The organism is Bradyrhizobium jicamae (genome assembly GCF_018130215.1).
Lineage (GTDB): Bacteria > Pseudomonadota > Alphaproteobacteria > Rhizobiales > Xanthobacteraceae > Bradyrhizobium > Bradyrhizobium jicamae_A.
Genome location: NZ_JAFCKQ010000044.1, coordinates 1 through 22,617, shown reverse-complemented (window position 1 = coordinate 22,617; position 22,617 = coordinate 1). Strand labels below are relative to the sequence as shown.

Annotated in this window: 17 protein-coding genes and 1 tRNA gene; 6 read left to right on the top strand and 12 right to left on the bottom strand. The window is 64.5% G+C overall.

Annotated elements, in window-relative coordinates:
* The first annotated feature begins 180 nt into the window (after positions 1 to 180).
* Genes JQ586_RS31820 through JQ586_RS31810 form a run of 3 tightly spaced genes read left to right on the top strand, consistent with a single transcriptional unit; the run spans position 181 to position 5,108 of the window.
* Complete coding sequence (locus JQ586_RS31820) at positions 181 to 1,362, top strand: efflux RND transporter periplasmic adaptor subunit (protein WP_212398589.1); 1,182 nt, start codon at positions 181 to 183, stop codon at positions 1,360 to 1,362.
* Positions 1,359 to 4,505, top strand: a complete 3,147-nt coding sequence (locus tag JQ586_RS31815; RefSeq protein WP_212398588.1) for an efflux RND transporter permease subunit — start codon at positions 1,359 to 1,361, stop codon at positions 4,503 to 4,505. Before JQ586_RS31820 ends, JQ586_RS31815 begins: the two co-directional genes overlap by 4 nt.
* A gap of 60 nt (positions 4,506 to 4,565) precedes the next feature.
* On the top strand, positions 4,566 to 5,108 hold the full coding sequence (locus JQ586_RS31810) for an invasion associated locus B family protein (RefSeq protein WP_212398587.1): 543 nt from the start codon (positions 4,566 to 4,568) through the stop codon (positions 5,106 to 5,108).
* A gap of 28 nt (positions 5,109 to 5,136) precedes the next feature.
* On the opposite strand, the gene JQ586_RS31805 is transcribed toward JQ586_RS31810, so the two are convergent.
* The 5 genes from JQ586_RS31805 to JQ586_RS31785 all read right to left on the bottom strand — a co-directional run bounded on the left by JQ586_RS31805 (position 5,137) and on the right by JQ586_RS31785 (position 9,770).
* Positions 5,137 to 5,853, bottom strand: a complete 717-nt coding sequence (locus JQ586_RS31805) for an ABC transporter ATP-binding protein (RefSeq protein ID WP_212398586.1) — start codon at positions 5,851 to 5,853, stop codon at positions 5,137 to 5,139.
* Entirely contained in the window at positions 5,850 to 6,620 is a 771-nt protein-coding gene (locus JQ586_RS31800; protein ID WP_212398585.1) for an ABC transporter ATP-binding protein, read from the bottom strand. Before JQ586_RS31800 ends, JQ586_RS31805 begins: the two co-directional genes overlap by 4 nt.
* Positions 6,610 to 7,587 (bottom strand): branched-chain amino acid ABC transporter permease, encoded by a 978-nt coding sequence (locus JQ586_RS31795; protein ID WP_212398584.1) that lies wholly within the window; start codon positions 7,585 to 7,587, stop codon positions 6,610 to 6,612. Before JQ586_RS31795 ends, JQ586_RS31800 begins: the two co-directional genes overlap by 11 nt.
* Positions 7,587 to 8,450, bottom strand: coding sequence for a branched-chain amino acid ABC transporter permease (locus JQ586_RS31790; RefSeq protein WP_212398583.1), 864 nt, complete (start codon positions 8,448 to 8,450; stop codon positions 7,587 to 7,589). Before JQ586_RS31790 ends, JQ586_RS31795 begins: the two co-directional genes overlap by 1 nt.
* A gap of 66 nt (positions 8,451 to 8,516) precedes the next feature.
* Positions 8,517 to 9,770: an ABC transporter substrate-binding protein gene (locus JQ586_RS31785; protein ID WP_212398582.1), complete on the bottom strand. Its 1,254-nt coding sequence runs from the start codon at positions 9,768 to 9,770 to the stop codon at positions 8,517 to 8,519.
* 375 nt (positions 9,771 to 10,145) lie between these two features.
* Here JQ586_RS31785 and JQ586_RS31780 point away from each other — a divergent pair, with 375 nt between their 5' ends.
* Entirely contained in the window at positions 10,146 to 12,134 is a 1,989-nt protein-coding gene (locus JQ586_RS31780; protein ID WP_212398581.1) for a serine hydrolase, read from the top strand.
* 83 nt (positions 12,135 to 12,217) lie between these two features.
* Here the strand turns inward: JQ586_RS31780 and JQ586_RS31775 are convergent.
* From JQ586_RS31775 to JQ586_RS31750, 6 genes are all read right to left on the bottom strand, one after another.
* Positions 12,218 to 12,291, bottom strand: a tRNA-Gln gene (locus tag JQ586_RS31775).
* A gap of 234 nt (positions 12,292 to 12,525) precedes the next feature.
* Complete coding sequence (gene cyoD, locus JQ586_RS31770) at positions 12,526 to 12,915, bottom strand: cytochrome o ubiquinol oxidase subunit IV (protein WP_212398580.1); 390 nt, start codon at positions 12,913 to 12,915, stop codon at positions 12,526 to 12,528.
* Positions 12,912 to 13,547 carry a cytochrome o ubiquinol oxidase subunit III gene (cyoC, locus tag JQ586_RS31765; RefSeq protein WP_409334559.1) on the bottom strand — a complete coding sequence of 212 codons (636 nt, stop codon included), beginning with the start codon at positions 13,545 to 13,547 and terminating at the stop codon, positions 12,912 to 12,914. The genes cyoD and cyoC overlap by 4 nt, the downstream gene beginning before the upstream one ends.
* Positions 13,547 to 15,541, bottom strand: coding sequence for a cytochrome o ubiquinol oxidase subunit I (gene cyoB / locus JQ586_RS31760; RefSeq protein ID WP_212398578.1), 1,995 nt, complete (start codon positions 15,539 to 15,541; stop codon positions 13,547 to 13,549). Before cyoB ends, cyoC begins: the two co-directional genes overlap by 1 nt.
* Positions 15,541 to 16,362 (bottom strand): ubiquinol oxidase subunit II, encoded by an 822-nt coding sequence (gene cyoA / locus JQ586_RS31755; RefSeq protein ID WP_212398577.1) that lies wholly within the window; start codon positions 16,360 to 16,362, stop codon positions 15,541 to 15,543. Before cyoA ends, cyoB begins: the two co-directional genes overlap by 1 nt.
* Before the next feature lie 204 nt (positions 16,363 to 16,566).
* Positions 16,567 to 19,065, bottom strand: a complete 2,499-nt coding sequence (locus JQ586_RS31750; RefSeq protein ID WP_212398576.1) for a penicillin-binding protein 1A — start codon at positions 19,063 to 19,065, stop codon at positions 16,567 to 16,569.
* A 398-nt stretch (positions 19,066 to 19,463) separates the two neighbouring features.
* Between JQ586_RS31750 and JQ586_RS31745 the strand changes: the two genes are divergently transcribed.
* Positions 19,464 to 19,835, top strand: coding sequence for a hypothetical protein (locus JQ586_RS31745; protein ID WP_212398575.1), 372 nt, complete (start codon positions 19,464 to 19,466; stop codon positions 19,833 to 19,835).
* Between the two features lie 52 nt (positions 19,836 to 19,887).
* On the opposite strand, the gene ggt is transcribed toward JQ586_RS31745, so the two are convergent.
* Positions 19,888 to 21,624 (bottom strand): gamma-glutamyltransferase, encoded by a 1,737-nt coding sequence (ggt, locus tag JQ586_RS31740; RefSeq protein ID WP_249148455.1) that lies wholly within the window; start codon positions 21,622 to 21,624, stop codon positions 19,888 to 19,890.
* Positions 21,625 to 21,919: 295 nt separating this feature from the next.
* On the opposite strand from ggt, the gene JQ586_RS31735 reads away from it, so the two are divergent.
* Entirely contained in the window at positions 21,920 to 22,210 is a 291-nt protein-coding gene (locus tag JQ586_RS31735) for a hypothetical protein (protein ID WP_212398574.1), read from the top strand.
* Positions 22,211 to 22,617: the final 407 nt, after the last annotated feature.

Sequence of the window (22,617 nt, the reverse complement as noted above, 5' to 3'; positions counted from 1 at the left end):
CGTCTCCTGTTCGGATTTATTGTCGGATTGTTTCTGCGCGTTTCTTTCCTAAACCTTTCCAAATGTTTAGGATTCTCAAGCCTTGGTGTGTTTACACATTAAGTGCACGCATATTATATCCGCAAGGTCTGTGAAGCGTTTCAATCTCCCATTATTCTTTCGTCCAACCCAAGAGTCCGCATGTCGAAGTCAGGTACCATCGGTTGGGTCTTGTTTCTTGCTGCCGTCGGTGCAGCGGGTTATTTCGGCTGGCAGAAATACACGGACAACAAGCTGGCCGCCGAGGCCGCGCAGAAGCGCGCCGCGGTACGCCCGGCCGTTCCGGTCAAGATCGCCCCAGTCGAAAAGGCCGACTTCCCGGTCTATCTGACCGGCCTCGGCACCGTGCAGGCCTTCAACACCGTCCAGGTCCGCACCCGGGTCGACGGTGAGATCACCAGGATCGCCTTCAAGGAAGGCCAGTTCGTCAAGGCGGGCGACACTTTGGTGGAGATCGATCCGCGGCCCTATCAAGCGGCGCTGAACCAGGCCAACGCCAAGAAGGCGCAGGACGAAGCCAATCTCGCCAACGCCAACCTCGATCTGCAGCGCTACACCAAGCTCGGCGAGTTCGCCACGCGCCAGCAGCTCGATACCCAGCGCTCCACCGTCGCCCAGCTGACCGCCCAGATCGCGGCCGATGACGCGGCCATCTTCAACGCCAAAACCCAGGTCGACTACGCCACCGTGAAGTCACCGATCGACGGGGTCGTCGGCCTGCGCCAAGTCGATGTCGGCAATATCGTCAATGCCTCGGCCCAGACGGCGATCGTCTCGATCACCCAGGTCGAGCCGATCACCGTGATCTTCACCGCGCCGGAAGAGCAGCTGCCCGACATCAAGGCAGCCCTCAAGGTGGCGCCACCGAAGACCATCGCGCTGTCGACCGACGGCAAGCGGGTGCTCTCCACCGGCACGCTGGCACTGATCAACAACCAGGTCGATACGACCAGCGGGACTATCCGGCTCAAGGCGGTGTTCGACAACAAGGATCATGCGTTGTGGCCGGGCCAGTCGGTCTCGACCCGGCTCCTGGTCCGGACCTTGCACGATGCCACCGTCGTCCCCGACGACGCGGTGCAGCACGGAACGGACGGCCTCTATGCTTTTTCAGTCAACCAGGACAACAAGGCCGAGCTTCGCAAGATCAAGGTCAGCCAGTCCATCGATGGCAAGTCGGTGATCGACGAGGGGCTGTCGCCGGGACAACAGGTGATCACGGCCGGCCAGTACAAGGTCTCGCCGGGCACATTGGTGACGACGGCGGTCGCGAGCACGGATCAGCCCAAGGATCAGCTCAGGCCGAAGGTGACGCAGGAATGAGCGACGGAATTTCCGCACCATTCATTCGCTACCCCATCGGCACGTCGCTGCTGATGGCTGGCATCCTCTTCGTCGGCCTCGTCGCCTACCCGCTGTTGCCGGTGGCGCCGCTGCCGCAGGTCGACTTCCCGACCATCCAGATCACCGCAACCCTGCCGGGCGGCAGCCCGGAGACGATGGCGACCTCGGTCGCGCAGCCGCTGGAGCGGCAATTCGCCCAGATTCCGGGCATCGCCCAGATGACGTCGACCAGCTATCTGGGCACGGCGTCGGTCACGATCCAGTTCGACCTCAACCGCTCGATCGACGGCGCCGCCAACGACGTGCAGGGCGCGATCAACGCCGCCAGCGGCCAGCTGCCCAAGAGCCTTCCCTCGCCTCCGACCTATCGCAAGGTCAACCCGGCGGATTCGCCGATCCTCCTGCTGTCGGCCACCTCGGACACGCTGCCGCTGACGACGGTCAGCGATGCCGTCGACGCCCAGCTCGCCCAGCAGATCAGCCAGATTTCCGGCGTCGCGCAGGTCATCATCGGCGGGCAGCAGAAGCCGTCCGTGCGCGTCCAGATCGACCCGGCCAAGCTGGTCGCGAAGGGATTGTCGCTGGAGGACGTTCGCAACGCGATCAACATCGCGACAGTCGACAGCCCCAAGGGCAACATCGACGGCGACACTCGCGCCTACACCATCTATGCAAACGACCAGCTTCTGAAGGCCGAACCGTGGAACGACGTCATCATCGCCTACCGCAACGGCGGTCCGCTGCGGATCCGCGACATCGGTCAGGCGGTTGACGGGCCGGAGGACGCCAAGCAGGCCGCCTGGGCCAATGGCAAGCGCGGCGTGTTCCTCGTCGTGTTCAAGCAGCCCGGCGCCAACGTCATCGACACCGTCGACAAGATCAAGGCGGCGCTGCCCCGCCTGGTCGCGGCCATCCCGCCCGCGATCAAGATCGAGCTGATCTCCGACCGCACCACCACGATCCGCGCCGCGGTCGAGGACGTCCAGTTCACCCTGCTGCTGACCATCTTCCTGGTCGTCATGGTGATCTTCGTATTCCTCCGCAGTTTCTGGGCGACCGTGATCCCCGCGGTGACGGTGCCGCTTGCCCTGCTCGGGGCCTGCGCGCTGATGTGGATCTTCGGCTATACGCTCGACAATCTGTCGCTGATGGCGCTGACGATCGCGGTCGGCTTCGTGGTCGACGACGCCATCGTGATGCTGGAGAACATCAGCCGCTACATCGAGGAAGGCGAGAAGCCGATGCGGGCGGCCTTCAGGGGCTCGAGCGAGATCGGCTTCACGATCGTCTCGATCAGCGTCTCGCTGGTCGCGGTGCTGATTCCGCTGCTCTTGATGGGCGGCATCATCGGCCGCCTGTTCCGCGAGTTCGCGGTGGTGCTGGCGATGACGATCTTCGTCTCGATGCTGGTGTCGCTGACGCTGACGCCGATGATGGCCTCGCGCTTCCTCCGCGCCCATAACGAGGAGAAGCACGGCCGCTTCTACCAGATCAGCGAACGCGGTTTCGACGCCATGCTGCGCGGCTACGAGACCGTGCTCGACCTCGCTTTGAGCTGGAAGCGCACCACGCTGGTGATCTTCTTCGCCACGCTCGCGCTGTCGATCTATCTCTTCGTGATCATCCCGAAGGGCTTCTTCCCGCAGCAGGACAACGGCTTGATCACGGCGACCTCGGAAGCCAACCTGGATGTCTCCTTTGCCGAGATGAAGCGCAAGCAGGAAGCGCTCGGCAAGATCGTGATGCAGGACCCTGCCGTGGCGACGGTGGCGATGGCCATCGGCGGCAGCGGCCGCGCCGGCAACAACGGCAACCTGTTCATTACCCTTAAGCCGCTCAAGGACCGCGACGCCAACGCGCAGCAGGTCATCGCCCGGCTGCGCCCGAAGCTCGAGAAGGTCGAGGGCGCCCGACTCTTCATGCAGGCGGCGCAGGACGTGCGCCTCGGCGGCCGTCCGACGCGCACCCAGTTCGAGTTCACGCTGCAGGACGCCAACCTCACCGAGCTGAACGAGTGGGCGCCGAAGATCCTGAGCAAGATGCAGACGCTGCCGCAGCTGCGCGACGTCGCCACCGACCAGCAGAGTGCCGGAACCACGCTCGAGCTCAAGATCAACCGTGACACCGCCTCGCGCTACGGCATCCAGCCGCAGCTGATCGACGACACGCTCTACGACGCGTTCGGCCAGCGCCAGGTGACCCAGTACTTCACCCAGCTCAACAGCTACCACGTGATCCTCGAGGTGCTGCCGGAGCTGCAGGGCGCGATCGACACGCTCGACAAGATCTACGTCAAGTCGCCGCTGACGGGCGACCAGGTGCCGCTGTCGACGTTCGCGACCTGGACCAGCGTGCCGGTACGGCCGCTCTCGATCAGCCACCAGGGCCAATTCCCCGCGATCACCATCTCGTTCAACCTCGCCCAGGGTGTCGCCCTCGGCCAGGCCACCGAGGCGGTGCAGAAGGCGATGGTCGAACTCGGCGCGCCGCCGACGCTGAGCTCGAGCTTCCAGGGCACCGCGCAGGCGTTCCAGCAATCGCTTGGCACCGTGCCGCTCCTGATCCTGGCTGCGCTCGTCGTGGTCTACCTGATCCTCGGCATTCTCTACGAGAGCTACATCCATCCGATCACGATCCTGTCGACGCTGCCTTCGGCCGGCGTCGGCGCGCTCGCAATCCTGATGGCGGCCGGCTTCGACTTCTCGCTGATCGCGCTGATCGGCATCATCCTCCTGATCGGCATCGTGAAGAAGAACGGCATCATGATGGTCGACTTCGCGATCGCCGCCGAGCGCGACCAGCACATGGAGCCGGTGGCAGCGATCCGCCAGGCCGCCGTGCTCCGCTTCCGCCCGATCATGATGACGACGATGGCCGCGCTGCTCGGCGGCGTGCCGCTGATGCTCGGCACCGGAACCGGCTCGGAAATCCGGCAGCCGCTCGGCTACGCGATGGTCGGCGGCCTGATCGTCAGCCAGGCCCTGACGCTGTTCACGACGCCCGTGGTCTACCTCTATCTCGACCGGCTCTCCAACGCCTTCGCCAATTGGGGCCGTTCGCCGCGTGCCGACGACGACGCCGACCACGACGCGGACGGTTCGGTCAAGCAGGCGGCCGAATGACTTGACTTTGTCCGCTGCTCGCCGGCACATCCGCACGGCGTTTGTGCCGGAGCTGGTGTCGTGAAGATTGTCGCAAGGTCGTTGTTCATTGCACTGGCCTTGTTCGCCGCGGCCGGTTCCGGACACGCCCAGACGCCCAAGGGCAAGGCCGCACCGTCTCCCGCACCTCCCCATGCCGATGCGGCGCCCGCCGCCAATCCGGGTTGGGTCGCGCGCTGCACCTCGGCAAGCCGTGATGCGCCGCTCGAATGCGCGATGGAGCAGACGGCCGTGTTCAGCAAGACCGGCCAGCTCGTCGTGCTGATCAATATCCGCGTCCCCGGCGACACCCGCACGCCCGTTGCGCTGATCCAGCTGCCGCTCGGGCTCAACCTGCCCGTCGGCGCCAGGCTGCAGATCGACGACGGCAAGCCCGTCGACGTCCCGATCCAGACCTGCGAGGCGCGCGGCTGCTACGTCAACGCCCCTGTCGGCACCGATATCCTGGCGCAGCTGAAGTCGGGCAAGGAGCTCAAGGTGTCGTTCCAGAATCTCGGCAAGGAAACCATCACCATCCCGATGCCGCTCGCCGACTTCGCCGCAGTGTACGAGAAGATCAAGTAAGATCTGAACCCGAACGGCGCGTACGCAGTTACGCCCCCAAATACGCCTTCTGCACCTGCGGATCCTCGGCGAGCGCGGCTGCGGTCCCCGACAGCACGCTCTTGCCGACCTGCAACACCGTCGCGAAGTCGGAGACCTCCAGCGCCAGCTCGATCGATTGCTCCGCGAGCAGGATGGTCAGGCCCTCGCGATGCAGGCGGCCGAAAGTCTCGTACATCGACTCGACCACCGCAGGCGCGAGGCCGAGCGACGGCTCGTCCAGCATCAGGAGCTTCGGATCGCTCATCAGCGCGCGGCCGACCGCGAGCATCTGCCGCTCACCGCCGGACATCGTGCCGGCGCGCTGGGTGCGGCGCTCCTTCAGGCGCGGGAAGATGTCGTAGACGCGCTCGAGCAGCGCGCGGATACGCGATCTGTCGTGCAGCGGCGTCGCGCCGAGCAGCAGATTGTTCTCGACGCTTTGCTGCACGAACAGCCGCCAGCCCTCCGGCGACAGCGCCAGCCCCTTGCGCACGATGGCAAAGGCCGCCTGCCCCGCAATCTCCTCGCCGGCAAAGCGGATGGTTCCGGAATGCACCGGGATCAGGCCCGCGATCGCGTTCAACGTCGTGGTCTTGCCGCCGCCATTGGAGCCGAGCAGCGCGACCACGCTGCCCTGCGCTACCTCGAGCGAGACGTCGGAGACCCCGATCAGGTCACCGTAGCGCACCTCGAGATGCTCGATCTTCAGCAGCGCCCCGGTCATGTCTCGGACCCGCCCATCAATTCGATCGGCGTATGCCCGGCGGCTACCTTGGCGGCGGCGCGGCTGCCGAGATAGGCGGCGATCACGGCCGGATTCGACGTCACCTCGCGAGGATCGCCCCGGGCGATCTCCCTGCCCTGGTGAAACACCATGACACGGCTCGCCAGCGACATGATCACTTCCATGATGTGCTCGACGATCACGAGCGTGACGCCGGAGCGATGGATATCGCGCACCAGGTCGATCGCAAGCTGCACCTCGCGCAGCGTCAGTCCCGCCATCGCCTCGTCGAGCAGCAGCACTTTCGGCTCGGTCGCCAGCGCCCGCGCGATCTCGAGCCGCTTGCGGCCGGGCGTGCCGAGCGCGCGCGCCGGCGCGTCCGCCAGCCGCTCCATGCCGACCCGCGCCAGCACCGCGCGCGCCTTGCTCTCGGCCTCGGCGCGATGCGAGGAGCGCAAAAAGGCGCCGATCATGACGTTCTCGAGCACGGTCATGCCCTCAAAGGTCTGCGGCACCTGGAAGGTGCGCGCGAGCCCGAGCCTCGCCCGCGCCTCCGGCGTTGCGCGCGTGATGTCGTGGCCCTCGAACAGCACCTGGCCCGACGTGGTCTGCAGATCGCCGGTCAGGCAGTTGAAGAAGGTCGACTTGCCGGCGCCGTTCGGGCCGATCAGGCCGAGGATGTCGCCGGGCTCCAGCGTGACGCTTGCTGCATCCACCGCCTTGAAGCTGCCGAAGGCTTTTGTAATCTCGCGCGCCTCAAGGAGCATCGGGTGCTCCTTTCGCTGTCGACCCGCGCCTCGCCCAAACACGGTTGACGAGCGCGAGGATGCCACCAGGTTGGAAGCGCGCGATCAGCACGATGATGGCGCCATAGACCACGAAGGTCAGGCCGGCGCCCTGGCCGCCGAGCCAGCTGTTGGAGATCTCCTCCAGCGGTACCAGGATCGCAGCACCCACCAGAGGTCCGAACAGGAGCCCCGCACCGCCGAGCGCGGCCATGATCAGGATCTTCACCGAGATCAGGATGCCAAGCCCGGATTCCGGGTCGACGAAACCGAACATCATCGCATAGAGCGCGCCGGCCACGCTGGTGAGCCCGGCGCTCAGCATGTAGGCATAGAGTTTGGTGCGGCTTGCCGGCGCGCCGAGCGAGCGTGCCGCGCGCTCGCTGTCCTTGATGGCGCGCAGATAAAATCCCATCCGGCTGTTCGCCATCCACCAGGTGATGCCAAGAGTCATCGCGAGGATGGCAAGGAACAGATAGTAGTACGGCAGCGCCGAGATGAAGGAGAGATCGAACACATTGCGCGGCACCGTCGGGCCGCTCAGGCCGACCGCCGCGCCGAGATAGTCGGTGTTGGTGACGATCAGCCGCGCCAGCTCGGCGACCGCGATCGTCGCCATGCTGAAATAATGCCCCGACAGCCGCAGCGTCGGCACGCCAATCACGGCAGCGATCGCGACGGCGGCGACGAGCCCTGCGGGAATCCCGACGAGCGGCGACAGCGCATAATGCGCGTATGCGCCCATCGCGGCATAGGCGCCGCAGCCGAAGAACACGACATGGCCGACCGAAACCTGGCCCGCATAGCCGCCGATGATGTTCCAGGCCGACGCGGCGATCGCATAGAGCAGGATCAGCGCGCCGACCCGCTGCTGGAACGGCGTCGAGAACACGAAGGGGTAGGCGATGACGACCGCCAGCGCGACCAGGAGCCAGAGCGCGCGCCGCATCACGTTTTGCCCATCAGGCCCTGCGGCCTGAACCAGAGGAAGCCGAGGAACAGCGCGTAGACCACCATGTCCTTGTAGACGGCGCCGATCAGATAGCCTGACAGCGACTCGATCACGCCGATCAGGAGACCTGCCGCCAGCGCGCCCGGCACGCTGCCGAAGCCGCCGAGCGAGACGGTGACGAAGGCGACGATGCCGAGCGTCTCGCCGACCGTCGGCACGACGTAGAAGAAAGTCGCGATCAGCGCACCGGCAAGGCCGGTGGCGCCTGCCGCGATCGCCCAGGCAATCGCCTGCATGGTGTCGGGCCGGATTCCCATCAGCTGCGCCGCCGTGGAATCCTCCGCAACCGCCAGCATCCGCGATCCCAGCGTCGAGCGCGTGAGCAGCAGATGCAGGCCGAGCGTCACCAGCAGTGCGACGACGCCGGCAAGCAGCCGCGAGGCTTCGATGCGGATGCCGAAAACATCGAATGTGCCGCCGACGAGATTGCCCGGCAGCGACAGGAAATTGGCGCCGAACCACCAGAACACCGAGTAGCGCAGCAGCAGCGCCAATCCGAAAGTGCCGAGAATCTGCGCCAGCATCGGCCCCTTCATGACGTCGCGGATCAGGCCGAAATAGACGATGACGCCGAGCGTCGCGAGCAGGAGCGTCGCCAGCGGCGCGCCGAGCAGCGGCCCGCCGCCGAGCAGGGTATAGACGACGTAGGCGACGTACATGCCGAGCATCACGAAATCGCCGTGGGCGAAGTTGACCACGTTCATCATGCCCCACACCAGCGTCAGGCCGGAGGAGAACAGCGCATAGACCGCCCCGAGCAGGAGGCCGCCGACGATCACCTGGACTAGGACTAAGGACATCGCGCCGTTGATCCGATCATGCCGTCGCCATTGACGGCATATGATAGCGCCAGGCTTTCACCCCGTTTACCAGCCCTTGTAGGGCATCATCGGCGGCTTCTCGGCATTCGCCTTCGGAAACACCGCGACGTAGTTCTCGCCGTCCTGCAACTGGATGATCAGGCCGGAAGCCAGGGTGTTCTGGCCCTTGTCGTCGAACTTGACGCCCTTGTAGCCCATCATCAATTGCCCGGGCTTGAGATCGGTCGCCTTCAGCGCCGCCTGGATCTTGGCCGGTTCCGTCGAGCCGGCGCGGTCGATCGCATCGACCAGCACGAAGAAGCCCTGCATCTCGCGCGCCGCGGTGTCGTCCATCTCGTCGCCGCTCTTCTCCTTGTAGAGTTTTGCGATGATCGCGGTCGGCGACCCCGCGGGACCAGTGCTCCAGGACGAGCGGTTGAAGGCGCCCTCCGATATCTTGCCGACCGCCTTGATGAAGGACGGATCGGAATAGCCGGCGTCGTCGGCCAGCAGCATCGGCGGCTTGTAGTCGAGCGCCTGCATCGTCTTGGCGAACAGGATCGCATCCGACGTGTAGGAGATCATGATCACGACGTCGGGCTTCTTTTCCTTGAGCTGCAGCACCTGGCTCTGCACGTCGGTCGCATTCGTCGTGTAGGCGACGTCCTGCGCGACTGATAGTCCCTTCTCCTTGAAGACCGCGGTGATGGTCTGGGCCACGGAGGCGCCGTATTCGGTGGTGTCATGCACCAGCGCGATATTGTCGGTCTTGGAGCCGGACGCTTTCATCTCGGTCAGGAAGTCGTAATAGACCTTGGCGAAATCGGTTGCGATCGGCGTGGTGCGGAAGAACCATTTGAAGCCGCGCTCGGTGAGGTTCGCCGCAACCGACTCGCCGTTGACGAAGGGAATGCCGTATTTCTCCGATATCGCGCTGGCGGTCAGCGTGATGCCGGACTGATAGGCGCCGGTCAGCGCCACCACCTTCTCTTGCGTGATCAGCCGCAGCGCCTGGTTCTGCCCGGTGGCGGGACTGCCCTGGTTGTCGGCGAACTCCACCTCGACCTTGGCGCCGCCGAGCCCGGCAAGGCCGGCATTCTTCGCAAGCGGGAGATCGCCGAGCTCGGGATGGGCATTGTTGATGATGTCGAGCGCGACCTCGATCGCATATTTGGCGTGCACGCCGGCGCTGGCCGCATTGCCGCTCAGAGGAAACACCGCGCCGATCTTGACGGTCTTCTGCTGCGCCAGCGCGCTCGAAGCCAACCCCATCACGATCGTGGCCGCGGCGAGCGGCCCGACAAGTTTCGACAGTCTCATGTGAACGTCTCCGAAAGCCCCGTGACCGGCATTATTGGCGGGAAACGTTCGGCGAAGCGCCGATGCCTTCCCTCGTTTTCTTGGTGTGCCAGCATTGCATGGCCCTCCTGAACCGGCAAGTTGAGGTGCCCGCGAACGATGGCCGACTTCGACTAAAGTCGCTGCAACGAGACTGTGCAGCGTCGGGCACGTATCCTGCGTGCGATGAATGCCTCGATCGCGCTCCGGCCGACGAACCGGTGCCGATTCCGAAAATTGGCTGGCCGCTTGTAGAATTCGGCCAGCTTCGGTTCGGAAATCGGCGAGCCGCCGAGCTAAAAAAGTGCAAGCTTCGATTCGGCAGGACCGTGCCCGTGTTCTGGCGGAGGTGACGGGATGAAGCTGATCGCATCGCTGTGGGCGATACCAATCGTGCTTTGCCTGTCCGGGCCGGCGCGCGCCGACGACCTCACGTCAACGGGCGATGCAAGGAGCCTGGGCTTTTCGCCCGTCCGCCTGGCGCGGATCGCGCCCTGGTATCAGGCGCGCTTCGATGCTTTCCCGCCGTCGGTTGGTCTTCTCCCGGGCGCCGTGGTTGCCATCGCGAGGAGCGGCAAGCTCGCCTATCTGCAGGCCATCGGATTCCAGGACCGTGCCAAGACGGTTCCGATGAAGACGAATTCGATCTTCTGGATCGCCTCCATGACGAAGCCGGTGACCAGCGTCGCCGCCATGATCCTGGTCGATGACGGCAAGCTCGAGCTCGACGCGCCGGTCGCCCGCTATCTGCCCGAGCTCGCGGAGATGCGGGTCGCGACCATCGACCCGGCCACCGGCAATCCCAGGCTCGATCCGCCGAAACGGCCGATGACGGTCCGCGACCTGCTGCGCCACACCTCGGGGCTGATCGATGCCGAGATGTATTTTGCCTATCCGGAACGGGGGCTTTCCAACCCGGACGCCGAGTTCGGGATTCGACTGATCCATACGTTCTATGGCTGGAAGGCCGTGTTTCGACGTGACAAGACCCTGGCGGATTTCGTCTCCAGCCTGGCCGGCCTGCCGCTCGCTCATCAGCCCGGCGAGGTCCATGAATATGGCTGGAGCTCCGAAGTGCTGGGCCGGGTGGTCGAAGTGGCGTCCGGGCAGCCGCTCGACCAGTTCATGCAGAGCCGCATCTTCGCGCCGCTGCACATGGTCGACACCGGCTTCTACGTTCCGCAGGACAAGCTCGACCGTCTCGTCGATTCTCCGATGCCGGTGCGGCCGCCGATCTGGGACATGACGACGACGCCAAAACTGTTTTCCGCCGGCGGCGGGCTGGTGTCGACCGCGCCCGATTATCTCCGCTTCGCCCAGATGCTTCTCAACGACGGCGAGCTCGACGGCGTGCGCGTGATCAGCGCCCAAGCGGTGAAACAGATGACGACGCCCGCCCTGGCTGCGGATGTCAGGATCTTTGGCGGCAACGAGGTCGGCTCCCGCGCCGGAGCAAGCTTTGGATTGGGCTTCGGCATCCGCACCAGTCCGATCCACAGCTGGATTCCCGGAGCGCCCGGAAGCTTCTCCTGGGCCGGATTCTGGGGCACCTATTTCTGGGTCGATCCGGCGGAGAAACTGATCGGCGTCCAGATGGTCCAGGGGGCGCCGGGCAGCAAAGGACGCGGCGCGGTGATGTATGCCGGGATCAATCATCTCACCTATGGCGCATTGACGATTCCCGAGCCGCCCTCGTCCGCTCCTCCGGCAGCGCCGGCGAGTGTGAGCCCTGAAGCCCTCGCCGATTATGTCGGCACCTATGATTTCGGCTACTCGGTGAGCTCGCGTGACCGGCAGGGCCTGGCCGACGGCAGGAATGGCTGGCTCGGCATCGAGGACTTCGTCACGATGGAGCAGGACGGCTTGCGGATCAACAAGCCGACTCGTGGTGCCCCCGCAGCCAGGGCCGGCGTGATGGCGGGCGATCTGATCACGCAACTCGACGACACGCCGCTGACGGGCCTTTCACTCGAGGACGTGTTCGGGAAACTGCGCGGGCCGGCCGGCACCACGGTCAGGATCAGAATCGTCCGCGAGGGCCAGGACAACGCAACCGATCTCAGCATCGTGCGAGCCGCGCGCCGTGCCAATGCGGTCGAGCTTCAGTTTCGCGTCGAGCAAGGCAAGCTCGTCGCGGAAGCGGTCGGCGCCTGGCCCCTCCTCGAATTCGAGAAAGGCAAGGCGACGCCGCTGGTGGCGACATCAAGCAACGAGTTCACCGTCGACGACGAAGACCACACAAGGCTCGCCTTCATCAGGGACGCTGCAGGCAAGGTTTCCGGGTTGATCCTCGATCCCGGGCCATGGCAGCTGAAGGCGGCGATGATGGCGCCGGCGCCGAAATAACGGATCGGCCACCGATGCGGCATTCGAAGCCTGCGAGGCGCGCTCGCAGCGATTTTGAAGGCTGGTCAGGCTGAGTGACGAACTGGCTGGGGAACCTGGATTCGAACCAAGACAAACAGAGTCAGAGTCTGTTGTGCTACCGTTACACCATTCCCCAAGAATTGTCCTTTTTTATCAACAGCTTGGCTGGATGACCGGACAATCTCGTAGAGCAGGATCGCCTTTCAAATCAGCGCCTGCGCAAGTGCGACCTTCTACCTGCTCGGTCCCGGGCTTGGCAAGCACGATGGCACGAAACGAGTCCGAAAATTGCGGCCCGATCCGGCAACGTTCCGGGCTTGAGCACGGGGCTGCACGGCTTCCGCCGCCATCCCACCACCGAATGCGCCCCCTATCGCTGCATCTGCATGATCTGATCCATCGGCATCATGTTCTGGTTCAGATTGGCCATGATCCAGAGTGAGCCGCCGATGACGAGCACGACGATCAGGACGCCGAAGGCCAGCGCCATCACGTTGTTGGTGTTGTCGGGTCCGGTCGTGATGTGCAGGAAGAACACCAGGTGCACGCCCATCTGGGCGATCGCCAGCACGATGATCGCAACAGGGATGCTGGGCTGCCAAACCAGATCGGTGCCGGCGATGAAGAACGACGTGACGGTCAGCACGACAGCGAGGCCGAGGCCCACGACGTAGCCAAGGATGCGGGTGCGGACCTGGCCTTCGCCTTCATCGCCGGGCGCGAATTCGGTCGCGTGGGGTTCGAACGATTGATCACTCATTGACCCGCTCCCAGCAGGTAGACCACCGAGAAGACCGCCACCCAGATGATGTCGAGCGCGTGCCAGAACAGTGCAAAGCACAGGATGCGGCGCTGGATGTCGGCGCGGAATCCCTTGGCCGTAACTTGCGCCATCATGGTCAGAAGCCACAGGACGCCGGCAGAGACATGCAGACCGTGACATCCCACGAGGGTGAAGAAGGCGGTCAGGAAAGCGCTGCGCGAGGGCCCCGCGCCGCGTGCGACCAGGCTGGCAAATTCCCTCAACTCGATCGAGAGGAATGCGAGGCCCAGCGCGCAGGTCAGCGCCATCGCAAGCTGGAACAGCGTCGTCTCGCGCTCATCGGCGGCGATGCTGGCCAGCCCGCAGGTGAAGCTCGACAGCAAGAGACATCCAGTCTCGGCCGCGACCGATCGAAGGTCGAACAGTTCGGATCCCTTCGGACCATCTGCGGTCTGCCCAGACAGAACCGCGTAGGCCGCGAAGAAGCACGAGAACATCACGATGTCGCTGAGCAGGAATATCCAGAACCCGTAGCCGGTGACGATCCGCTTGGACGCCGGGCCGGCATGCCCGGCGCCGGCGAAATCCAGGCCGTGCACATGGTGCGGATCGGCGTGTGCAATTGCCATCATGCGGCTCCGCTCATCAGGGCACGCCGCTCGGCAGTGTTGGCCTGGTCGATCCGCGCCACATCGGCCGCCGCAATGACGTATTCGTCATGATCGCGCCAGGCGAACACCACGAACGTCGCAAACGCCCCGATCGCCCCGGCGGCGACCATCCACCAGATGTGCCAGATCAGCGCGAAGCCCATAATTGTCGCAAAGAACGCACAGATAAATCCGGTCGGCGAATTGCGCGGCATCTCGATGTCCCTGTAGTCGGGCCTGGCATCGTCCATCCCCTGCTGGCGTGCCCGCTGCTTCATGGCCCAATAAGCGTCCTCCCCACTCACGTCGGGCGCGATGGCGAAATTGAAAACCGGCGGCGGCGAGGCCGTCGCCCATTCGAGCGATCTGCCGTCCCAGGGATCACCTGTGCGGTCACGCAATTCGGCCCGGTTCCGGATGCTGACCACGAGTTGCGCGATCTGACAGACGATCCCGATCAGGATAATGATCGCACCGAGCGATGCGACCAGCAGCCAGGGACGCCATTCGGGTACGTCGTAATGCTGCATGCGACGGGTCATCCCAAGCAGCCCCACCGCATAGAGTGGCATGAACGCGACGTAGAAGCCGATCAGCCAGCACCAGAAGGCAGCCTTGCCAAGCCCCTCATGCAGGCGAAAGCCGAACGCCTTGGGAAACCAGTAAGTGTAGCCGGCGAACGCGCCGAACAGCACGCCGCCGATGATGACGTTGTGGAAATGCGCCACCAGGAACAGGCTGTTGTGCAGCAGGAAATCCGCCGGCGGAACGGCCACGAGCACGCCGGTGAGACCACCGATCAGGAACGTAACCATGAACCCGATCGACCACAGCATCGGCGTCGCAAACCGCACGCGTCCCATGTACATCGTGAACAGCCAATTGTAGATCTTCACGCCGGTCGGGACCGCGATGATCATGCTGGCGATGCCGAAGATCGCATTCACGTTCGGCCCGGCGCCCATCGTGAAGAAGTGGTGAAGCCACACCATGAACGAGATGACGCAGATCGCCATGGTCGCGAGCACCATTGATCGGTAGCCGAACAACGGTTTGCCGGAGAACGTGGACACCACTTCCGAGAAAATTCCGAATGCAGGCAGGACCAGGATGTAGACCTCGGGATGCCCCCAGGCCCAGATCAGGTTCATGAACATCATGACGTTACCGCCGGCCTCGTTGGTGAAGAAGTGGAAGCCGAGGTAGCGGTCGAGGATCAGCATCGCGAGCGTTGCCGTCAGGATCGGAAATGCCGCGACGATCAGCAGATTCGAGGCGAGCGTCGTCCAGCAGAACATCGGCATGCGCAGATATGTCATGCCCCGGGTGCGGAGCTTCAGCACAGTGGTAACGAGATTGATGCCCGCGACCAGCGTCCCCACGCCCGAGATCTGGAGCGACCAGAGATAATAATCGACACCAACGCCCGGCGAATACGTCATCTCCGACAGGGGCGGATAAGGCAGCCATCCGGTTCGCGCGAATTCGCCGACGACAAGCGAGATATTGACCAGCAACGCCCCGGTCGCCGTCAGCCAGAAGCCGACGGAGTTGAGGGTCGGAAACGCCACGTCGCGCACGCCAAGCTGCAGCGGGACGACGAGGTTCATCAGGCCGATCACGAACGGCATGCCCACGAAGAAGATCATGATCGTGCCGTGCGCCGAGAATATCTGGTTGTAGTGCTCGGGCGGCAGATAGCCCTGCGAATGCAGCGCGACCGCTTGCTGTCCCCGCATCATCAGCGCATCGGCGAAGCCGCGCAGCAGCATCACGCAGGCCAGCAGGGTGTACATCACGCCGATCCGCTTGTGATCGACGCTGGTGATCCACTCCCGCCAGAGATATGGCAGGTGGCCCCTCACCACCACCCAAAGCAATACGGCCGCGATCACCACCAGCACCACCGCGCCGGTGACCAACGGGATCGGCTGGTCGATCGGGATGGCCGACCAGCTCAGCTTGCCGAACATCAGTGGCTCCGTGGTGAGACTTGGGCCTGCTGATCCAGCGATGGACCGGGCGCAGCCGGGATGTGTTGGGTGGCGACCGCCTGGAACAGCAAGGGGTCATCCAGCCGGTAGATGAGCTGTCCATCGCCGACCGATTGACGCGCCAATTTTCCGTAGCTCTCGGCGTTCAGGGCCTGGCTGCTGCCGGCCGCCTTCCCGACCCAATCGGTGAACGCAAGCTGCGGCACGACATGAACGTCGAACATCATGTCGGGAAAACCGTCGCCGCTGAAATGCGCCGACAGCCCTTGATAGGTGCCCTCGGTATCCGCCCGAAGCTGCAGACGGGTCACCATCCCGTTCATCGTGTAGATCATGCTGCCGAGCTGTGGAATGAAGAACGCGTTCATGACGCTCGACGAGGTCAGCTCGAATTGCAGTGGAGACCCGACCGGGACGGTCAGGGCGTTGAGGCTCGCGACCCGCTGGTCCGGATAGATGAACAGCCATTTCCAATCGAGCGAAACGACCTGGATTCTCACCGGCTGTCCGGTCCCTTCCACCGGACGCGCGGGATCGAGCTGATGCGCCCCGATCCAGGCCACGCCGCCGAGCAGGATGATCGTCAGCGCGGGGATCGCCCAGACCACCAGCTCCACCCGGCCGGAATACGCCCAATCCGGCTGATATTGCGCACGCGGATTGGAGCTGCGGTACCAATAGGCGAAGCCGAGGATGGCCGCGATCGTCGGAACGATGATCGCAAGCATGATGGCGACGGAATCCACCAGGATCGTCCGCTCCGCCGCAGCTATCGGGCCCTGGGGATCAAGGATGTTCATCGCCGGTGACGCTGCCCCGTACCGCTTGCAAGGCACTCAACGTCACCGGAAGTTCCTGGTTCCAGCAAAAAGTCCTGATTGGCGCAAAGAGCAATCTCGGGACATCTGGCCCGCTTGCGCTTTTCCCAAATCGATCAGGGGAAGTCCGAGCCTGCCCGCCGATTACTTGACGCGAGCCGGTATCCGCCAGGCTGGAAAGCGCTTTTAGTACAACCCGCCCGTCCCCGATCGCATCACCGCGCGATCCGCGTCCGGCGAGACGCCGGGCTGGGTGCCGTCGATCACGTCGGTGCCGGCGACCGTCGCAAGCGCCTCGTTACTTGGCGGCGTCTGGCCCGGCTTGAAGGCTTCGAGGACCGTTCCCCTGTTCTGGCCGGGCGCTGCACGCATACCGGTCTTGGCGTCGACGAGCACCAGGCGGATGCCGACCGGCTGCTTGAACGGGGTCGCCGGCTTGTTGGCCAGCGCGAGCTTCATGAAGTCGCGCGCGATCGGGGCTGCGGTATGGCCGGCCTGGGCGTTACGGCCGAGCGAGCGCGGCTTGTCGTAGCCGACATAGAGACCGACCACGAGGTCCGGCGAGAAGCCGACGAACCAGAGATCCTTCGCCTCGTTGGACGTACCGGTCTTGCCGGCGATCGGCTTGCCGACCTCCTTCAGCGCGATGCCGGTGCCGCCCTGCACCACCCCTTCCATCAGCTCCGTGATCTGGTAGGCGGTCATGGAGTCGAGCACCTGCTCGCGGTGATCGATGAGCTGCGGCTCGGGCTGGTTCTTCCATCCCTCCGGCGCATCGCAGCCGCGGCACTCGCGCTGGTCGTGCCGGAAGATGGTGTGGCCGTAGCGGTCCTGGATGCGATCGATCAGGGTCGGCTTCACGCGTCGGCCGCCATTGGCGATCATCGAATAGGCCGTGACCATGCGCATCACCGTGGTCTCGCCGGCGCCGAGCGCGTAGGACAGATAGTTCGGCAATTCGTCATAGACGCCGAAGCGCTTGGCGTATTCGCCGATCAGCGGCATGCCGATCTCCTGCGCCAGCCGCACCGTGACGGTGTTGAGCGACAGCCGCAGCGCGTTGCGCAGCGTCACCTGGCCCTGGTACTTGCCGACGGAGAAGTTCTCCGGGCGCCAGACGTTGCCCTGTCCCTGGTCGATCTCGATCGGCGCGTCGACCATCATGGTCGATCCCGTGTAGCCGTTGTCGAGCGCCGCCGAATAGACGATCGGCTTGAACGACGAGCCGGGCTGCCGGTAGGCCTGGGTCGCGCGATTGAACTGGCTCTGGTCGAACGAGAAGCCGCCGACCATCGCCAGCACGCGGCCGGTGTGCGGATCCATCGCCACCATCGCACCGGAGATTTCGGGGATCTGGCGCAGCCGGTACTGGCCCTCGACGCGCTGGCCGTCCTTGGCATAGAGCGGATCGGCGTAGATCACGTCGCCGGGTTGCAGCACCTGCGCGACCGATGTCGGAATCTTGCCCTTGTAGGGACCGGACAGTGCCCTTGCCCAGCGCACGCCCTCGAGCGTGACGAGGCCGGTCTCGCGCTGCTTGCTGATGGCGCCGCCGAGCTCGCGGCCGGGCTGGAAGCCGATCCGCGCCGACTGGTCGTTGGTCTCCAGCACCACCGCCATCCGCCACGGCGAGATGTCGGACAGCGACTTGATGTCGGCCAGCGGGATGCCCCAGTCGCCGGAAATGTCGAGCTTCTGGATCGCGCCGCGATAGCCCTGCTGCTCGTCATAGTTCACGAGGCCGGCCACCATGGTCTTGCGCGCCATCACCTGGATCTTCGGATCGAGCGTGGTGCGCACCGAGAGGCCGCCCTCGTAGAGCTTCTTCTCGCCATAGCGTTCGAAGATGTCGCGGCGGACCTCCTCGGAGAAATATTCACCGGCAAAGGTCGCGGCGCCGTTGGTGCGGGTGGTGACGACGAGCGGTTCCTTGCGCGCCTTGTCGGCGTCGGCAGCGGTGATCCAGCCGTTCTCCTGCAGGCGGTCGATCACGTAGTTGCGCCGCTCGATGGCGCGGGCGCGGTTGCGCACGGGATGCAGGCTCGCCGGCATCTTCGGCAGCGCCGCCAGATAGGCCGCTTCCGCGATCGTCAGCTCGTTCACCGGCTTGTCGAAATAGACCAGCGAGGCGGCGGCGATGCCGTAGGCGCCGAGCCCGAGATAGATTTCGTTGAGGTAGAGCTCGAGGATCTTGTCCTTGGAGTAGGTCCGCTCGATCCGCATCGCCAGCAAGGCTTCCTTGATCTTGCGGGAGAACGACACCTCGTTGGTCAGCAGGAAGTTCTTGGCGACCTGCTGGGTGATCGTCGACGCGCCCTGCGGACGGCGGTTGGAACCGTAGTTCTGGATGTAGGCGACGCCGGCACGCGCCATGCCGGTGTAATCGATGCCGCCGTGCTCGTAGAAATTCTTGTCCTCGGCCGCCAGGAAGCTGTTGATGACGAGCTTCGGCACTGCCTGGATCGGCAGATAGAGCCGGCGCTCCTTGGCGTATTCGCCGAGCAGCGCGCCGTCGGACGCGTGGATGCGGGTCATCACCGGCGGCTCGTAGTTCTGCAGCTGCGAGTAGTCGGGCAGATCCTTCGAGAAGTGCCAGAACAGTCCGGCGATGCCGGCTATGCCGACCAGGAACACGACGGATCCTGCCGCGAACAGAAACCCGAAAAAACGTATCAGAAGCCGCATCGACCAGGTCCCGTGGCTAACGCGTGGCTCGTTCTGAGCCTGCTGCCTCGCCACTCAAGAGGCTCCGTATATCGATCGCTCGATGGACCCGCAATTCGACACCGGAGAATTTTAAGCAGGGGACGTCAAACTTATGCCATAGAGCACGGTCCGTGCGCGGGCCCAAATCAGCGGCCGAAGGCGCGCGCTGCTGGCAGCTGGATCGATCACGGTTCGCCCCTGCCCCCTGATATCACCGCCGGAAATAGGTCAATCACCGGTTTGATGCGGACGTTAGCAATCCATTTACCATAATGGCCCCATCGTATTAGCCGAACAATTCGCTCGCGAAGAGGCTGACTCGCATGGCACAGCGCGCTTTCAGACGGATTACCCCCGAGAATGTCCTCGGGTTTCCAATGCATCCCTCACCATCCGAGACCGGCGCCGGGACGCTCGACCTGGTCTATCAGGCGGCGGATCTGTTCCGCGGCATAGAGGACAGGGTCCGCGTCAGCGAGTTGCGCGCCGAGGCCGCCGAACGGGCCCAGGTCGACATCATCAATGCGACGGAACGCAAGCTTCTGGACGCCTCCAAGGCCCTCGAAGAGGCCCAGAAGCGCATCGAGGGGCAACAGGATCGACTGATGGCCCTCGAGCTTCGCGCCGAAACGGCCGAAGCCGAGGCACGCGACGCCAAGCGAACGCTGGAGCTGGTCGACGACGCCATTCGCAGGCGGCTGCTCCTGCCGAACAGGAACGCCGACGGCAGGTCGACCGACGTCACCTGAGACGACGCCGGTCAACAGCGGCCCCGGAGCCCGGCTGCGGGCCACCGCACTTTCAGTACCCGGCCGCGAGCCCCGAGTCGCGGCGCGGATCGTTCGCCCCGTAGAAGCGATTATTGCCAACCGGCTTGCCGCCCAGCGACGGCGCGCCGACGATGATGACCGCCAGGTGATTGGCCGGCTGCGGCGGACCGAACTTCTGTCCCCACCCTTCAAGGATCTTCCTGGTGTCCGGCGACAGCGCGTAGTCCTCGACGTTGGTCAGGTCCGGAAGCCACTGCTGGTGGAACCGCGGCATGTCGACGGCCTCCTGCGCGTTCATGCCGTAGTCGATGGCGTTGATCATGGTCAACAGCACGGCGGTGATGATGCGGCTGCCGCCGGGCGTGCCGACGACCATGACCGGCTTGCCGTCCTTGGTGACGATGGTCGGGCTCATCGAGGATAGCGGACGCTTGCCCGGCGCGATCGAATTGGCCTGGCCCTGCACGAGGCCATAGAGGTTCGGCACACCGACCTTGGACGTGAAGTCGTCCATCTCGTCGTTCAGCAGCACGCCGGTCTTGGCCGCGGTCACCTTGGCGCCGAACCAGTCGTTCAGCGTGTAGGTCACCGACACGGCGTTGCCGTCCTTGTCGGCGATCGAATAATGCGTGGTGTTGCTGCCCTCATGCGGCGGAACGCCGGGCTTGATGTCCTTGGACACACCGGCCTTGTTCGGATCGATCACGGCGCGGATCTTCTCGGCGTAGCCCTTGTCGAGCAGACGGTCGAGCGGGTTCTTTACAAAGTCGGGATCGCCGAGATAGCTGTTGCGGTCGACATAGGCATGGCGCATCGCCTCGATCTGGTAATGCACCGCCTGCGCGGAATGGTAGCCGAGGTCCTTGAGCGGATAGCCCTCCAGGATGTTCAGGATCTCGCAGATGACCACGCCGCCGGAGCTCGGCGGCGGCGACGAGATCACGTGATAGCCGCGGTAGTCGCATTCGACCGGCGCAAGCTCGCGCACCTTGTAATTGTCGAGGTCCTCCTGCGTGATCAGGCCCTTGCCGGCCTGGCTCGAGGCCACGATCGCGGCGCCCACCCAGCCCTTGTAGAAGCCGTCGGTGCCGCGCTTCGAGATCTCGCGCAGGGTTTCGGCGAGCTCGTGCTGCACGAGTTTATCGCCGACCTGGAACGGCTTGCCGTTGTTGAGGAAGATCGCGGCCGACGTCGGGTCATCCTGAAAGTCCTGCGTCGCCGTATGCAGCAAGGCAATGTCGCCCTGGTCCAGCGCGAAGCCGTCCTCGGCGAGTTGCAGCGCCGGCGCGATCACGTCCGCGCGCTTCATGGTGCCGTACTTCTCGCGCGCATATTCCATGCCGGCGACGGAACCGGGCACCCCCACCGCGAGGTGCCCCTTGGTGGAAAGGCCCTTGATGACGTTGCCGTCCTTGTCGAGATACATGTCGGCGGTGGCGGCCTTGGGCGCCGTTTCACGGAAATCCAGGAAGGTCTTGCGGCCGTCGGCGAGCTGGATGGTCATGAACCCGCCGCCACCGAGATTGCCGGCCGCCGGATAGACCACCGCAAGCGCATAGCCGACCGCGACTGCAGCATCGACGGCATTGCCGCCCCGCTTCAGCACCTCGACGCCGACCTGCGCCGCCAGGTGCTGGGCCGCCACCACCATGCCGTTTTCGGCAGCGACCGGCGCAACGGATGCCGCGCGGGCCGGCGCAAAGGCCGTGATGCTGGTCGAAACAAGCACGGCAGCAATCCACCGCGCGCCCATGTATGGCTTTTGCATTGTGGCCTCCCCGGAAGCGCCGTCTGCTGCGGCGCATTGCGCTATCTGAGGGCGCAAAGCTAGCAGGCAGCGCGCTTGCGCACTATAGTTGCGGCACGAAATTCAACCTGTTGACATCGCGTCAGCCCGACGCAAGCGCGCTCGCGCGGCGATCCGCCGCGCAATCCGCGCGGTCACGAAGCGGTGGCCGACCGGAACGAGGCCGGCCACGTGGACGTTGATGTTGCGTCGAGAACTTGTGGCCGTGTGGCCTGCGTGTTCTGCAATCGGCTTTGGCGAGAAATCGGATCAGCACATGCGCAAGACTGGAATCATCTTCACCTCGATCATCACCTTGGGCCTCGCCCTCGCGCCGGTTCAACTTTTCGCACAAGGCGTCGGTGGCACCCCACTGCCGCCGAAGCCCGGGGACCGGGCCGCGCCCTCAGCCGGCGTCGGTGGCAGCGCGCCTCCCGCCAGGCTTGGACAACGGGTAGGATCGTCAGGAGGCGTCGGTGGCAGCGCACTGCCCTATAATCCCAACGCTCCGAACTCCAGCATGACGGGAAACTCAGGCGTCACAGGTGCAGGCGTCACCGGAAGATGAGATCGCAGGTGCGACCGCCTCCGGCGGCAACACGCCCCGACGGGCAGATCAATTCCCCGTCACGCGTCGCGGCCCCCTGGCACTGATTTGCCCGACGGCGCAAGGGAGCGCGGTGAAAATAATTCGGTTTATCGTAACGAAAAATCAGTGTATAGAATTTGCCGTCTCACCCGCTCGAGGGGCGCTCGCGATCGTCACGAACGTGGTGGTGGGATGCGGTGGACGCCGCATGCGTGACTGACGAGAGCGCATGAGGCGGACGGCGAAGTCGTGCAGGCCTGACGCCCTGGTGGCAGGTGTCCTGTCAGCAAGAGACCAAGGTCTCTTGCTGACGGCGGTGACAAAAGAGCCCAGTCTCGCCGGGGCGAGCACGTATAAGCCGTAACCCATCGCGCAGGGAAAGCCGG